The organism is Ekhidna sp. (assembly GCF_965212185.1).
Taxonomy (GTDB): Bacteria; Bacteroidota; Bacteroidia; order Cytophagales; family Cyclobacteriaceae; genus Ekhidna.
Map to the genome: position 1 here is coordinate 3,277,068 of NZ_OZ243102.1, position 16,713 is coordinate 3,293,780.

Annotated in this window: 12 protein-coding genes; all 12 read right to left on the reverse strand. The window is 40.6% G+C overall.

Annotated features, from left to right (window positions below; all coding sequences use genetic code 11):
- Nucleotides 1-17 precede the first annotated feature (17 nt).
- Nucleotides 18-2,318: a chondroitinase-B domain-containing protein gene (locus ACOMC3_RS14340; RefSeq protein ID WP_420316572.1), complete on the reverse strand. Its 2,301-nt coding sequence runs from the start codon at nt 2,316-2,318 to the stop codon at nt 18-20.
- A gap of 11 nt (nt 2,319-2,329) precedes the next feature.
- Nucleotides 2,330-3,385, reverse strand: coding sequence for a polysaccharide lyase family 7 protein (locus ACOMC3_RS14345; protein WP_420316573.1), 1,056 nt, complete (start codon nt 3,383-3,385; stop codon nt 2,330-2,332).
- A complete protein-coding gene (locus ACOMC3_RS14350) occupies nt 3,378-4,463 on the reverse strand; it encodes a polysaccharide lyase family 7 protein (RefSeq protein WP_420316574.1) in 1,086 nt (361 codons plus the stop codon). Before ACOMC3_RS14350 ends, ACOMC3_RS14345 begins: the two co-directional genes overlap by 8 nt.
- A gap of 43 nt (nt 4,464-4,506) precedes the next feature.
- The gene (locus ACOMC3_RS14355; protein WP_420316575.1) at nt 4,507-5,274 is read right to left on the reverse strand and encodes a sulfite exporter TauE/SafE family protein; all 768 of its coding nucleotides are present in this window, start codon (nt 5,272-5,274) and stop codon (nt 4,507-4,509) included.
- Nucleotides 5,275-6,027 (reverse strand): SDR family NAD(P)-dependent oxidoreductase, encoded by a 753-nt coding sequence (locus ACOMC3_RS14360; protein ID WP_420316576.1) that lies wholly within the window; start codon nt 6,025-6,027, stop codon nt 5,275-5,277. It abuts the gene before it with no gap.
- 20 nt (nt 6,028-6,047) lie between these two features.
- Complete coding sequence (locus ACOMC3_RS14365; RefSeq protein WP_420316577.1) at nt 6,048-6,812, reverse strand: SDR family NAD(P)-dependent oxidoreductase; 765 nt, start codon at nt 6,810-6,812, stop codon at nt 6,048-6,050.
- Between the two features lie 27 nt (nt 6,813-6,839).
- The gene (locus tag ACOMC3_RS14370) at nt 6,840-8,102 is read right to left on the reverse strand and encodes an MFS transporter (protein ID WP_420316578.1); all 1,263 of its coding nucleotides are present in this window, start codon (nt 8,100-8,102) and stop codon (nt 6,840-6,842) included.
- A 20-nt stretch (nt 8,103-8,122) separates the two neighbouring features.
- Nucleotides 8,123-8,497, reverse strand: coding sequence for a cupin domain-containing protein (locus tag ACOMC3_RS14375; RefSeq protein WP_420316579.1), 375 nt, complete (start codon nt 8,495-8,497; stop codon nt 8,123-8,125).
- Nucleotides 8,498-8,641: 144 nt separating this feature from the next.
- Complete coding sequence (locus tag ACOMC3_RS14380) at nt 8,642-11,041, reverse strand: PKD domain-containing protein (protein ID WP_420316580.1); 2,400 nt, start codon at nt 11,039-11,041, stop codon at nt 8,642-8,644.
- Between the two features lie 44 nt (nt 11,042-11,085).
- Nucleotides 11,086-12,087 (reverse strand): PKD domain-containing protein, encoded by a 1,002-nt coding sequence (locus ACOMC3_RS14385; protein WP_420316581.1) that lies wholly within the window; start codon nt 12,085-12,087, stop codon nt 11,086-11,088.
- 18 nt (nt 12,088-12,105) lie between these two features.
- Nucleotides 12,106-13,560, reverse strand: a complete 1,455-nt coding sequence (locus ACOMC3_RS14390) for a RagB/SusD family nutrient uptake outer membrane protein (protein WP_420316582.1) — start codon at nt 13,558-13,560, stop codon at nt 12,106-12,108.
- A 19-nt stretch (nt 13,561-13,579) separates the two neighbouring features.
- Entirely contained in the window at nt 13,580-16,708 is a 3,129-nt protein-coding gene (locus ACOMC3_RS14395) for a SusC/RagA family TonB-linked outer membrane protein (protein WP_420316583.1), read from the reverse strand.
- Nucleotides 16,709-16,713 lie beyond the last annotated feature (5 nt).

Below are 16,713 nucleotides of genomic sequence, written 5' to 3' on the forward strand. Positions count from 1 at the left end.
TGGACTCTATGCTAGCATCAATACATCAATTTCAGTGGAAGGTTTTGCTCAACAATCAATTCACCAGAGTTTTCAATGACATTGTCTGCATGGGAATTATTCTTTGCTCCCCAAAGTCGAGCTACCAGTTTCACATCATTGTTACTGAATGTGTTTTTCGAAATATCCACATTGATGATACCGTACGTGTTCAGCAAAATACCATTTTCTTCTGCTGCTCCGCTATTGGTAAACATACATCCCTGAACAACCAGATTTCCTCCTACCGTTGATTCATCATACCCTCCGCGGTAATAGTCTAGCACATTATTCTTTACACCATCGAATTGGCTATCCAGAATATAAACGTTCTCAGCATTGTAATCCCCCCGATCATCGTCCTCTCCTGAAAGCTCCAATCCATTGTTGCAGTTTTTAATCACTGAGCTCTTGATTTTGATGTATTCTGAAAAGGAGTATTTATACGCCTTTAGAACGTAATCAAAATTTGATATTTCAGAATCAACCACCTTTAGATTATACAGACTGGACATGTTTTCCTTCAGACTTGCAAAAGCATAATTTTCTCCGCTTCCAGTTAGGATGACTGATTTCAAAATAAGCTCGCCTTTTGGATTCATTTCAAAGGCTGGAGTCTGAGCCATACCTAAATATGAAATGGTCGATTGGGTTGCAGAATCAGCCGATTGAATAGTAAGTTTCTTGTCAATTTTCAATGATGAGCCAACATCGTAGTTGTCGGCAGTAAGCTCTATAATGTCTCCGCTGGAAGCATTGGCAACTGCCTGAATCAGCTCATCAGAAGTGCCGACCGAATGTATTTGTGGCTCTTTGGATTCCTGTTTTGCTTCAAACCAATCGGGACCATATTTCGATAAATCCATGATATTGGGTGCGCCTGTACCAGTAGTAGCACCAATTGAATTATTTGTATTCCGAGCATTACCGAATAAATCCTTTTTGATTTGATCAAATTCGAAACCCTCATATGCATTCACATCACCTAAATCTGAAGATGGTACCCAAACATTTTCTTCTATTTCCTTTATGGAAAAATCTTTTTCGATAAGTCCATCTACCCCTCCAAACTCAACACCTTGATTGTTTATCACATTGCTTTTGAATTCAATTCCATCAATCTTGTCATGTCGAACGATCGGTTGTTCATCTCCTTCTGTATTGTAAATCACATTATTAGCGACCAATGTACGCTCCGGAGTTTCGGATCTGATTTCTGAAGGTGGTAATACGTCTTTTTGATCCACATTTGAACCCACCCCAAATTGCCAGGGTGAATTGCAATTGACCCAGGTATTGTAGGCCACCACCACATCCGTCACTTGTATGTATCTGTTTAATGGTGATTTTGGAATGCCATTCATCACAGCCAAAGGAGATCTAAAAATCTCCCCTCTCAGGTTATAAAAATAATTATTGGTCACCCAATGACCAGTCCCGATCAATCGGATCCCACCCACATGTGGGGAGTTTTCATCTCCGATGAAATAGTTGCCATCAACCGTGCAGTAGTTGCCATGGCGTGTAACCAAAGACCCTTCGCTTTTGTAAAAAACATTATTTCTGAACTCGTTGAAGTTGGATTTACTTGAAATCACCTCAACCTCACCATTGCATCTGTCAAACAGATTGTCATACACTTGCGTGTAACTAGGTGTCATGGATGTGCTACTGTTTCCAATCTGGATCGTTTCTGCACTTGGACCTCCTTTCGGTGGCCTTGGGCCAAAATGATTGTTATTGATTTTATGATAGTTTTTAATGCTCTCGTTCCCTTCCAGATCCACACGTATGGTCGGTCCTCTATTTGATTTTCCTGCGAGGTAGCAGTGATCCATTTGATTGTTTCGACCTTTAAATCGCACCCATAAATCCTGCTTATTTCTCTGGGATTTATTGAAGTCTTCAATCACGCAGTTGGTTACACGCGCATTAAAAGCAAGCGTGTCGTCATTTATTGCAAACTGGATAACTGCCTGAGATGGAGAAGCTCCATTCGTGAAATAAAGTCCATCAACCACCAGGTGCTTTCCTCCTAGTCTCAGATCAGATTCACCCTGAATGATAACTTCTCCGGGCGCTTCAGCTCGAAGGGTTATCGGCTGGGCTTCTGTTCCTTTTCCGAAAAACTTGATCCTGACCTCACTCCACTCGCCTTTCGCCATGACAATTTCAGTTCCGGGTTGAGCATTTGAAATAGCCGCTTCCAACTCAGCAGCATTGGTAACTAAAACGCTGTTTTTCGTTTCACAGCTAATTAAAAAGCTCAGAATAACGATTGATAAGGTTAGCTTTTTCATGATGTTTATTTTTACTGATTAGGAGGTGTTCCCGATCCAATGGAAGATTCGCGGAACCAAACTTCAGTATAGCTTCCATTTGCATACTGTGCTTCCACATCTCCATTATACGTGTTTGCTCCGGTGCTCCAAACCATATTCGTCTCAGGATCTCTCCCGTTGGTTTGATTGTATGCGCCCTGCTTGAAAAACTGTGTTTCACCTTCATATGCATTCGCTCTTTCTACGCCATCTTGACCGATAGGTACAAATAGATTCATTGTTTGCTCAGGTATATCTTCTTTGTTTTGAAAATCTGATACCAAGAGGTTTTTGGTAAATGTTTTTGTTTCATGCCCTTCGCTCATGAATGTGAGGTACATCATTCCATCATAGACATTTATCTCATAGCTAAACTCCTCTCCTAGTTCGATCCCTTCTTCCGGCTCAGCTGGATAAGAAGCTGAATCTGAACCAACCACCGACATATCATATCCCCATATCGCTGTTGAAAAATCCCATCTTCCGGAATTATCATCGCCATCGGTATTGATTTCATAGTTCCAAAAAACAGAACCTTTGGTATGACCTGGAAACTTCTTGTAAAAGATTTTCAATGGCTCGTTTTTATGTCCATCAGCACTGTGAATTTGTCCTACTACTACCGAATGAGATGCAGCGACTCTTGCATCGCCGGAGGTTGAAACATGCATGACTTTTAGCGTGCCGGTAAGCTTTCCACCCTCTTTTGGCGTCCACCTGTACTTTTGTCCAAGTTCCGTTCTGGTATTATGAGAATTAGGGGAAGTAATTCCACCATTCGGTGCTTTGTAAACGACCCAATCCTTGCCGTCATTCACATCATAGAAGTAGTCTTCATGTTCAAAGTTCTGCAGACTATCAACTGATTCTCCATTTCCCAAAAGAATCTTCCATTCATCAAGGTTAGCAATTACATCACTTGGGAATTTTTGATTTGTATTCTCAGATTCCTCTGTTTTTTTGTTTGAATTACAGCTTACACAGAAAGCAAGCAGTATTAAAAAAGGTAGTCTTAGTAGCTTATCCATCATTTTCTTATCAATCATTTTTTATAAAATATCCTTCATTAGACACTGCATCCTCACCGACATGAATGGTGGCTTCTTTGAACCAAACCTCGGCATAATTACCGGTTTCATACTGTTTTTGAATGTCCCCATCAAACGTCTCCGCACCGGAACACCAGATTGGGTTGACTTCCGGTGACTTTCCATTGGTTTGGTTATATGACCCAAGTTTGAAGAAAAGACCTTCTTCAGCATAGGCATTTGCTCGCTCCACTCCGCCCTGCCCGGCAGGCACAAACAGGTTTTGAGTTTGCTGTGGAATATCATCCGGAGTTGTGTATTCCGATTGAATCAAATTTTTAGTGAACGTTTTGGTTTCATGTCCTTCACTCGAAAAAGTCAGGTACATCAACCCATCCCGTACTTCGATCACATATCTAAATTCTTCACCTAGCTCTATTCCTTCTTCAGGTTCCTCAGGATAAACGTTTTCCTCAGTTCCTACTACAGAAAAGTCATGTCCCCAAACTGCTTGTGAGTAATCCCATCTTCCTGAATTGTCGTCACCTTCGGTGTTGATTTCGTAGTGCCAGAAAACAGAGCCTTTGGTATGACCGGGAAATTTTTTGTAGAATATTTTAAGGGGTTCATTCTCATGTCCATCAGCGCTATGAATCTGCCCCGCCACTACCGCATGAGTAGCTGCCACTCGTGCATCACCCGTTGCTGAAACGTTCATGACTTTGAGTGTGGCTGTCAATTTTGCATTGGATATTGGATACCATTTCTTCAACTGAGCCAACTCCGTTCTGGTGTTGTTCGAAGTTCCATGCGTATTTCCGGCATTCGGTGCTTTAAAGACCACCCAATCTCCAGATTCATCAATTGAAGTGAAAAAGAAATCCGCATGCTCAAAGTCCATGGCTGGACCGGCATTTGAGCCATCTCCTAAGATCAAATTCCAATGATCAAAAAATGGAATAACATCACTCGGATAAACCGTTTCTGTTGTTTCCTCATTACCGCTCTTTTTTGAAGAACTTGAACAGCTATTCAATAGAGAGATTGAAGTAAGCATGAGTAACGTCACGGGTAGGTTGATTCTATTTTTATTCATTTTTCTTTTCAGTTTTCATTATCTGATATCTACCAATTTTATTTTAATGATAAAACCAGAGTTTTATTGAAAGGCCCACGATTGTCACAAAGAGCAATCGCTTGATCCATTTATCTTCCTTTTTTATGGAGAAATAACTTCCCAGATATCCCCCAACAGAAGTTCCAATGGCGAGGGTCAATCCATAACCCCAGTGAATCACATCACCGAGAGCAAAAACCAACACCACAGACAAAGTATAAATAAAAGCCACCATGACTTTAATGCTGTTGATACTGGCCATGGATTTATGTCCCAATAATTCCAGAACCAGAATGATTATGAATCCAACACCCGCATGAATGAAACCTCCATAGATGCCAATCAGGAAAAAACTCAGAAGTGCTAACCAATTGGTACTTCCTGAGCCTGATTGTACCTTTTTGATTGCAAGTCCTGATTTACCCTTCAGGATTGTAATTCCCACCATAATCATGACTATCGAAAGTAGTTTAGCAAATAATTCACCTTTAATGTCTACTGCTAAAAGCGCTCCCAACACTGCTCCCGGTACTGCTGCTAAGCCTAAGTAAAGGCTATACTTCCCATCTACCAGTCCTGACTTTCTGAATTTCCGTATAGCAAAAACATTCTGCCAAAGAATAGCCACCCGGTTCGTTGCATTGGCAACATTCGGCGGTAACCCCATGAATATCATCATCGGCAAGGTCAATAAGGAACCACCTCCAGCCGCTACATTCAGAAAACCGGCCAGTATTCCAACTGCGACCAAAATGATCCCTGAAACAATATCCAGGGAATATTGATCCATTTATGAAAAGGCCAGGCCTCCATTTATATCCACATTATTTCCAGTCATGAAGCTGGACTCATCGCTTGCCAGGTAGGCTATCAAATCGGCTACTTCTTCCGCCTTCCCTTCACGTCTAAGTGGTGTACCATCTGCAACTTTTTTCCTCACTTCATCTTTAGTGAAATCATCATGAAATTTAGTAGCAATCATACCCGGACAAACAGCATTTATTCTGATTCCCTGCGGACCAAATTCCTTGGCCCAGTTCCGAGTTAATGTCATGACAGCTCCTTTTGACGAAGCATACATCGCGGAACCGGGACCACCTCCATCACGTCCGGCCTGAGATGCCACATTGACGATAGATCCACCTTTACTCATGAGAGGTTTAAATGCCTTTGTTACGAATACCGTTCCCTTCATGTTTACATCCATCACGAGGTTATAGAATTCCTCATCAATTTCTTCGATGGTTTTTCTGGCAAAAAGACCACCCGCATTATTAACCAGGATATCCACCTGATCGCCAAATGCTTCTTTGGTTTGAGCAACCATGCTGTCTATGTCAGCCTGCTTCGTCACATCAGCTTGCACTGCGATGGCTTCCCCACCTTCAGCTTTAATGGCAGCAAGCGTATCTTCACTAGCCTTCTTGCTACCGTGATAGTTGACTACCACTTTAGCTCCTTCTTTTGCCAATTTGATACAGATTGCCTGCCCGATATCTCGTGCTCCGCCTGTGACTACAGCTACTTTTCCTTTGAGTTTCATTAGATCAGGTTTTGATATTTCTAAATTCCTAATGCCTGACCACCGCCGATTTGTACGGTTTCAGCAGTCATAAAAGATGCGTCCTTGCTTGCCAAGAATGATACTACACCTGCTACCTCTTCGGGTTGACCTAATCTTCCAAGCATGATGTTATTCTTCCATGATGCAAAGACTTCTGGTTTTGTTTGCTTGATCTGAGCATGAAATGGTGTGTCAATGGTTCCAGGTGAGACCGCATTAACTCTGATTCCATATTCTGCTAAATCTTTTGCAAGTGCTCTTGTGATCGCATGAACTCCCGCTTTCGAGGTTCCATAAATCCCAGCTCCAGGGCCTCCGGCATTCCATCCTGCATTGGAAGTGTAGTTGATGATCGTTGCATCTTCTCCATTCTTCAGGTATGGAATGGCAGCTCTGGAAGTAAAAAACACCGAATCAAGGTTAAGGGCCATGACTTTTCTGTAAAACTCAGTGGTCATTTCTTCGAATCGCGATCTACCTCCCAGACCTCCGGCATTATTTACCAACACATCTATTCTGCCATATTTGTCACCTATGGCTTTAATATTTGCGTTTACCTCTTCTTCGTTTGTAACATCAAAACCATAGTACTCAGCATTGATTCCTTCTTTGGAAAGTTCATTCACTCTTTGAGCTCCAGCTTCGTCTTCAATGCCATTTAAAATAACGGTGTAGCCATCTTGGCCAAGTCTTTTTGCAACTTCAAAACCAATACCACCGGTTGCTCCGGTTACTATTGCTACTTTATGTGAATTATTCTTCATTTTCTAATAGTTTTTTAAATTTTATTTCTAGCCAATAGGCTTTATTTCTTTTGCGAAAAAGTTTACTGACAGGTACCCAAGGGGTACAAAAACAGCAATCATGATGAAAATCGGTGTGTAGGAATAATTGTCGGTAATCACAGGAACAAGGAAGTTCATAATGATTACAGAGAAAATACCCACTGTACCACCGAGCCCTGCTAACGAGCCCACAGATTTACCGCTAAACAAGTCACTTGGGATCGTCTGAATATTGGAGATTACAAATTGGAAACCATACAGAACTACTGCTACAATTCCAACGAACTTTTCAGGTGTATTACCATAAAGAATTGTGGCTGCCATACCAATAAACATGATGATACAACCAACTAATATGGTTTTCTTTCTTGCCTGATCAACAGATGCTCCTTTGATCATAAGCCTGCCAGAGTAATAACCTCCTGAAAGACTTCCAATCGCGGCTCCTACGTATGGGACCCATGCGAAAAAGCCAATTTCTTTCACATTAAATCCATATACATCTGCCAGGTAAATAGGCATCCAACCCACAAAAAGCCACCAAATTGGTTCAACGAAAAACCTTGAGGCTAAAACCGCCCATGATTCACGATGAGATAAAATTTTCAACATGCTCAATCCAGGCTTTTCTAATTGCTCATTTTTTTGTTCCATCCCTGACAGGATGAAGTTTCTCTCCTCATCAGTGATCCATTTATGGTGTGATGGAAGGGCTTTGTTGAAAATCACCCATGGAATCACCCAAAGCAGACCTAAGATGCCGAGTAGCACAAATGTCATTTCCCATCCGATGGCAACCCATACAATTGCGATAAGAGGCGGAGCTACAATTGAGCCCATTGCTGCACCCGAATTGAAGATTCCCTGAGCTAAGGCTCGTTCTTTAGACGGAAACCATTCCGCATTACTTTTTACCGCACCAGGCCAGTTTCCTGCTTCTCCTAAGCCTAAAAGAACTCTGAAAAAGCTAAATGATACCACTCCTCTAGCAAAGGCGTGCAAAGCAGTAGCAAGTCCCCAAACAGTGATAGAAACAACAAAACCTAATTTGGTTCCGATCTTATCAAACATTTTACCCGAAACAGATTGCCCGACAGCATATGCTACCAAAAAGATGTTTAGGATAAGTGCATAATCATTCTTGTCCATACCCAGATCACTCGAAATGTCCGGCCACATAATGGCCAAAGCTGAGCGATCGATGTAGTTTATGATTGTGGCAAGACAAACAAGTCCGATAATCCACCATCTAAGTCCTCTTACTTTCATTTGATTAGGTTGTTTCTTTATTAATTTTTATCGCTGAAATATGAAGGACCATCTCCACTCAGGAAATCCTCTCTAACCGGGCTGAACGTATCGATCAGCATTCCCTCCTCCAGACATACCGCACTATGCAAAAGATTCGGCTCGATGTAAACACCATCTCCGCCTTTTACAATTTGTTTGATGCCATCAATCTCAAATTCGAACTTACCAGATACACAGTAAGTCGCTTGTGTGTGGAAATGGCTATGAGGTGAACCAAGTGCTCCTTTTTCGAACTTTACCAAGACCATCATGATCTGGTTATCATATCCAAGAAACTTTCTGGAAACACCTCCTCCTAGCTCTTCCCACTGCATGCCTTCTGTCAAAATGTATTTTTCACTATTTCTGTCCATTTTATGAGAACTTTTTTTAATAATTGACCTGGGTGGTGTCATTTGCTTGACACCACCTCAGATACAATTACTACTATTATGAGAAAACTATTTCCTTATTATCTATTCTTGAAGCTTTCAATTTGCTCTTCAAGTACGTTTTAATTAAAATCCAGGGGTTTCAATTACTACGTCTGTAATCCATACCTCATTATCACTAGTGACAGTACTTGTTGGAACAAAATAAAAGATGACAAATTTTTGATCTGTTGAAGTCAAAATATCTGCGGTACTTTCATCAACTCTACTTTGAGGAAAACTAAATGTCGAATTAACTGTAAAGTCAAAAGACACTTGTTGCCATGTATTGATAGCAGTTGCTGTCACTGGTACTGAAGTAATTGTAAATGAAGCCAAATCGGTTTCATCAGCTGGCTCGCTGTGTAATATGTAGAATGTTCCTTCTACATCAGTCACAGGTGTTGTTTCTGATTTTACGAAAGCAGAAATTGAATAAGTAACAGCTTCCTCCACTTCAAATGGTTGATAGGCTCTTTCACCGGGACTATCAAACTTTAGTGACCTTCCAGATGTTCCACCGGCAGACTGTGCATTTGTGCTGGAAGAACTGGCTTTGTCCGTTGAAGCACCTGCAATATTAACAGGATCTGAAACCCAACCTTCAAGAGCATCATTTCTCCAAAAATTAAATGGAGTGTCGGATCCATCATTGAACGTATTGTCCGGATCGATCGTCCATGCATCAACAAGATCGTTATTGTTATTCTCAGCCGTAGGATATGTCTGAAAATCTGCATTTTGTAGAGCAGCAGCAAAAGTGGCTCCACCCGCAGGATCAGAAACAATTATGATTTCACTAGAGGTAACACTACCAGAAACATTCGTCGCTGTAAGCACTACATTGTAAACACCTGCGCTTGCATAAGTATGTGTTGGAGATTTTTCTGTTGAAGTATTCCCATCTCCAAAATTCCACTCAAATGAACTCGCATTGAATGATTCGTTTGTAAAGTTATATTCTAGGAAGTTTGTTGATTCTGCTTCTGAAGAAAAGGCTCCAGTTGGTGCTGTCACACTCGATTGCTCCAAAACCTTCACATTATCGATCCATGCATCATCAGGGCTAACTGAGTAAAACATGACAGCAACTTCTCCACTTTCATTGGATGTAAATGGAATTTGTGCAAACGTACCATAATCATTAGGTGTAGTATTGAACTTGCCTTCAGCATAATAGCCAAGGTGACTGCCTAAATTATCAGAGAGATTACTCACTGCGTCAGCACCATCTATGTACTGATCGTTCAGAATTAGTCCAACAAGGTGTCTACCTCCTATTATCTCCTCATTGTCGTCATCAATCGCATATTGATATTCCAACACATAATCAGTATTAGGAGTTAAGTTCAGTGCCTGATAAGCATATCGTGAACTTGGGCTAGCTAATTGACCAGCAGACTGACTTGCTGACCATTTTGCTCCTCTGGTTTTATCCCCTGTATCATTTCCGTTATAATCGAAATCAGAACCATCACTACTTGAACCAAATGGGTTGGTTTCTCCATCGGTAAAAGTTGAAAACCTCCACTGACTTGTCGCAAACGTACCTGTGATTTCAAAGTCACCATTCAATATGGTAGATCCAGTCTCCTTATATAAATAAACATTGTCTACATAAATGCTTGCATGATCATTAGCCGATCCACCAGTACCTAACTCAAATTGGATTTCGTCAATTGCACTGACAGGCGAAGAGAATCCTGTAGATAAGTCTAAGTCAATGCCTGTCCAGGCACCATCTGTCAATGCTAAACCATCTACTACATAATTCTCTGAGCCACCACTATTCACTAGAGTCACCTTAAGGATATCAACACCTTCTGAAAAGACAGAATTGACATCAAAGTGAATATGTGTAGCTGCAATTCCATCTCCGAAAGCTGCTGAAGGATCTATCGTAGCAACAGAAAGAACTCCTGCATCACTTCCAAGTCGAGAAAATCGAAGAATGTTTTCTTCATCGACAGCAACAGCAACACCCCCGGAAGCAGTTTCTCCCCATCTATATTCCAACAGTTCTCCATCATGCTCAAAACCATCAGTATATAGCGCAAATACATTTGAAATGCTTCCCGTTGGTGAACCCGGAACAGTCGTAATAGACCCTTCTGGTACATGAATCACTGTTATTTCATCTGAAAGTGAAACTGATGGTAAGCCTTGATCAGACTGTGCTGTAACCGTAATTGTATATTTGACCTCCTCATTTTCATTTGGATAATCATAGGTTGCAGAACCTCCTTGTTCATCAATGGTTAACACATCTGAATCGCTCGCAGGATCTCCAAAATCAACTTGGTATGAAGTAGCGCCTATTGACAAAGGTGTAACGGTAACAATTGTACCGTCCCCTTCAGCTGCTGCTTCAAAGCTTGACAAGATGATCCCTGAAAGTCCAGAAGGGTTTGGATTATCGTCCTCACCACACGACACAATAAGGGCAGTCATGAGCAATGCACCTATTCCTTTTTTTATAAAATTCATAATATTAAATTCTTTATTGTTCGTTAATTGTTGATGTCTCGCGGTTAGTTAGCCGGGTAAACTTTAACATTATCTACATAGACATCAACAGGCGTAATTGCCGACAACATAATGGAAACCAATCCACTTTCAGGAGCGGTAAACTCTCCGGTAACAACCGTGAAGTTCCCTTTTCCTTTTCTCTCAGACACTTCCATGTGAAGAAGACTAGTTCCTCCTCCTCGATCAGTTTGCTGATATGCTTCAAATCCATCTGTATAATGGCCACTAACGATATCTGCAATGACTATTCTTCCTTCAGGAGGATCAGTTGCAACATCGTCTTTAATCGCATACTCAAATTCCAGAATGTATTCCACGGTACGTTCTTCCGAGGAAGGAGACACAACAACTGGTTGATATGCAACCCTGGTATTGGAAGTCGCTAAACTTCCGACTGAACGAGTTGCATTCCATTTTGCACCTCTTGTTTTAGATCCATTGTCTGTCCCATCATATAGCGTATTGGACCCATCAGAACTTGACTCAAAGCCGTTATTGTTCCATCCATTTGAAAATGTTATTTTCCAATTATCACTACCACTTTCAAAATCTCCATTCAGAACTGTAACTGGTAATGGTACAAATTCGTCTATTATTTCTAGCTCAACTTCGACTGTATTTGATGCTTCATTACCATCAATAGCGGTCAAACTTACCGTGTACGTCCCTTCACCAGCTTCGAATTTGGCATATGGGTTTTCCGCGGTTGTGGTGGTCTCTGTTCCACACACAATAGTACCATCTTCATCTTCCACACATACCACTCCATCTGGACCAAAGTTCCAGAGGTATTTAGTTGCCTCTGAAGAAGTATTAGTAAACCTAATAACCCTGAAATCCTCTGCTGTCGGTATGGATTCAAAACTAGCCGAAGGAGGAGTAGCGTCAGGAATAGAGCCCGGTTCTGGTAAATCAGGTCTAAACTCACAGCTAACAAAAGCTGCTGCAAAAATCATTAAGGTTAATCTTAACGTTTTTCTGATATTTTTAATAGTATCTTTCATAACTCACTTATTTAAATATTAATAACCAAGATTCTGAGTGAGAAGGCCCCCACTTAGGTTTATTTCTCGTTGTGGAATGGGCAAGAATCTGGCGTTATTTATGTCCCACACATACCCCATATCATCTGCATGAGCAGAGAGGACATTTTCAAATTCCCCAAATCTCTTCAAATCAAAGTAACGTTGATTTTCAAAGGCTAACTCTACCCTTCTTTCAGTCATCAAATCTTCTTTTGAAACTGAAGTAACGGTGGTAGTCAAGCCCGCTCTATTCCTAACTGCCTGGAAAGAAGCTAAAGCATCTGGATCAACAGTTGCTGGTGCACCAGCCATGGTTGCTTCAACGTGTAGCAGCAATACATCTGCATAACGTAGTGCTATGTAGTCGTTACCAGCATTTCGCCCAACCCCGTAATCAATATTTCCTGGTTCTATGACTGTACCTTCAGGTAAAAATTTAGCTACCTCGTTCTGAGTATTATCGAGTTCTCCGTTGATGTCAGTAATAGAAACTGCAGTCCTATTGCCTCCAATCGCCACAAAATCATTGTACAAGTTTTCATTGACAATGTTTTGACCATCTTCTCTTCCAGCACGAACGAAAGATGTAAACTCGGCAGAAAAACCTTGGCTTTCTTCAGCATTACTTGCTTGATATTGAATCGCAAAGATGATTTCATTATTCAATTCTGAATAAAACACATCGTTATAATCTGACATTAGACTATACCCCCCAGAGGCTATAATCTCTTCACAGAGCGTTTCCGCACCGGTATAGTTAGGTGTAGCTTGTGATAAATAAACCTTTGCTAATATCCCCTGTGCTGCTGCCTTTGAAGCTCTGGATTTATGTGAATTGTCCAAAACATTAACTGCTTCTTGTAAATCTTCAATGATTTGACCATAAACTTCGGCTTCTGAAATTCTTGTAAAAAGAGCAGCCTCATTTGTAGGATCGATTGGCTCTGTAACTAAAGGTACATCACCGTACAATCTCACTAGTTTGAAGTATGCATATGCTCTTAAAAACTTTGCTTCAGCTGTGTAGCGTGCTTGATTGCTTTCATCCGCAACACCGATATAAGTTAGGATGTTATTGGCTCTGAAAATAACTTCATACATCGACTGATAGAAATCTTCAGATTCTACGTTAACAGCTTCTACAACATACCTGTGAAAATCAGACTTAGAGCCCTCTAATGTTGCATTTCTCGTATTATCGGTGCGATGCTCTGTCAAAAGGTGCTCAAATTGAACGCCTCTATTCGCCCTGCCGATATTCGTTTCAGTACTCTCGTTAGTACCTTGCAGGGCATCATAAACGCCATAAATACCAGCTAGAATGTCATCATCAGATGCAAAAAATGATTCAACTGATACTGCCGTATCTGGCAGAGGGTTTAAGAAATCTTCTCCACAAGAGGTGAAAGTCGTAGCTGCAATGGCTAATACTATATATTTTAACTTCTTCATGATTAAATTCTTTTATTAATTAAAAGTCAACATTTAGACCTAATGTGAACGTCTTAAATAGCGGCGTACCTGCTCGCTGAGATCCATAAGCTCTCGGATTAGTACCATCTATGTGTTCTGGGTTGAATCCGTGATAATCAGATGCTGTTTTGTAAATCAAATTCTGACCAGATGCATAAACCCTAAGTCCTTGTACCCCAATTTTTGTAGTTAATCTGGCCGGCATGTTATATCCAACAATCACGTTTCTTAAAGAGACATAATCTGCGCTTGCAATAACTTCACTGGTAAGTACTTTTTCCTGTATGAAAGACTCATGAGGAACCAAGCCATCAGCGACTGCTTGTTCAGCACCTCCGGATCGCGTGCTGTTTCCAAACCAATTGAAAAAATATTGATCACCGATATTATTCACCTGAGCTCCGAAGCTTCCCTGAATCATAAAGGATAGATCAAAATCTTTGTAAGTAAATTCATTGGTTATGCTGGCCAGCAAATCTGGATAAGGATCTCCAAGAATGGTTTTGTCATCTTCAGTAATTCTACCGTCACCATTAAGATCCCGAACGATAACATCCTCAGCCTGACCATTGATCCTGTTCCAAGGTTTATCTACATAGGCTACTCTGAATTCAGCATCGTTATACTTATCAGTATCAACCACGTATCCATAGAAAGAAGAGATGGGATTGCCTATTTTGTTAATCCACTGTGAATTTCTACCATACGTATCTTGAATCAATGCTCCATCTGAATCACCAAATGCCAGCAACTCATTTTGATTTGTTGAGCTAATCAATGTTGTACTCCATTTGAAACCATTTTGATTCATGTTTATGGTTCTCACCTCCAATTCCCAGCCTTGATTTCGTACTTCACCTAGGTTCACTATACCTGAAGTAAATCCTGTGACATAAGAAACTGGATTCTCTAAGAGCAAACTCTCACTTGTTCTTGAATAAAAATCCAATGATCCGGAGAATCTATTTTCTAAAAATCCAAAATCTACTCCTGGATTAAACTCCCTTGATGCTTCCCATTGTAAGACAGAATTGGCAATGTTTAATGGTGAAACACCATTAACTACCTGACCATCGATTATTGCATTGGTGTTATCCAATAAAGCCAGATAAGGCCATCTGTTCACGACATCATTACCCACACTAAATCGCTCTGATCCTGTTTCACCATAGCTAACACGTAGCTTCAAATTGCTAACAATATTATTTCCTGATAAGAAGTCCTCATCAGAAACATTCCATCCTACTGATACTGCCGGGAAATTTCCATATTTTGAATTCGGACCAAAAACTGAACTACCATCTCGTCTGAATGAGGCATTGAATAAGTATTTCCCTGCATAGACGTAATTAATTCTAGCGAAATAACCAACCTTGTTGTATTGACTATTAATCTCTGCAGGTTCAGTGATCAGTGTTGATCCTTCTAAATTTTTAAGCAAATCATTCGTATAGCCTACACCTGTAACCTCACTTATATTATTTCTTCTTTGTTGAATCGTAACACCAGCAAGAACTGCAAACTCATGATCCCCAATCTCGTTATTATAATTTAGGGTATTATCAGATATAATTCTAGTCCTAAATCTGTTTTGCAAATAATACTGTGATCTACTTGCGCCCGCTGCATGATAGTTGGTACCATCCCATCTCTCTCGTTTTCTTTGCTCAATTGTAGTTGCTAATGAAGTTTTTGCTGTAAGCCCTTCAATAATATCAACACTTAAATAAGTAGAGCCAAATAGGTTTGTTTCATACTCCCAATGCTCTCTCTCTACATACTGTTGATATGGGTTTGAGTCACCCGAGGTACGAGGACGTGTATCGCTTCCATCACCATCAAAGTCCAATTCGATTAAGTGATTTTCCCAAAAGTAATCACCTACTCCTACGTCAGGGTATGATCCCCTATTGATTAATTGAAGGGTCTCTTCTGTGTGATAAATAGGCAACCATGGTGATTGCCGCGTAGGATTATGTATAGATGTAGGCAAACGTCTTTGAGCTGAGTAAGATGGATTCATGTTAATACCAAATGTCACTCTGTCGTTAACCTTGGAATCTAGTTTTATCCTCCCACTGTAAAACTTGTAATCATCAGTAATGACAACTCCTTCATCATGTAGATATCTCAAAGACCCACTGAATGTTGTTCTATCATTTCCTCCTCTAGCGGATAAAGAATGACTTTGAATATTTCCTCCATCGAAGAAAACATCTTGCCAGTCTCTATCAATTCCAGTTAAAGCAACAATTCTTTGCATGTACTGAGATTCTTCACTTAGCTCTCCAGTTTGTGCTTGTTCAAAAGCAAGCCAATCCGCTACACTTTTTTTGTAATCGTCACTACCGTGTGCTTCTTTTCTACCTATATAGGTTTGGTAGCTAAACTTTGTTTTCCCGCTCTGACCACTTTTAGTAGTGATCAAAATGACCCCATTAGAACCTTCACTACCATAGATGGCAGCAGAAGCAGCATCTTTTAATACTTCAAAAGATGCAATGTCATTCATATCTAAATTCGATAGGAAATCCGAGTTTACTACTATTCCATCTACAACGACTGCAGGACCAGAGTCAGCCGTAACTGATCCAACCCCTCTAATCGTAATAGTAGGGGCACCACCAGCTTCAGCATTGGTTGCTTGAATATTGACACCTGAAACTTGTCCAATAAGAGCATCATCCACTCTGGAAAGAGGTAATTGATCGAGTTTCTTATTTTCTACTTTTGAAATAGCACCAGTAAGGTGAGATTTCTTTTGGGTACCATAACCCACTACAATGACTTCCTCTAATTCTTCAAGATCTTCTTGAAGTGTGACATCAATTGTACTTCGGTCCCCAACTGTAATTTCCTCAGCCTTGAATCCAACAAACGTATAAACTAATACTGCGTTTGATCCAACTGAAACGGTATAGGAGCCATCTACATTTGTAATAGCACCATTTGCTGTTCCTTTTTCAAGGACCGTTACACCAGGTATTCCTTCTCCACTTTCATCTACAACTTTACCAGACACTGTATTTTGTGCCCAGGATGCTGTCGATGTACAAAGAACCAGAACCAAAATGAGAGCGACTCTCACCTTTGATTTAAGTTCGACAGATTGTAAAATACTTTTCATTATTA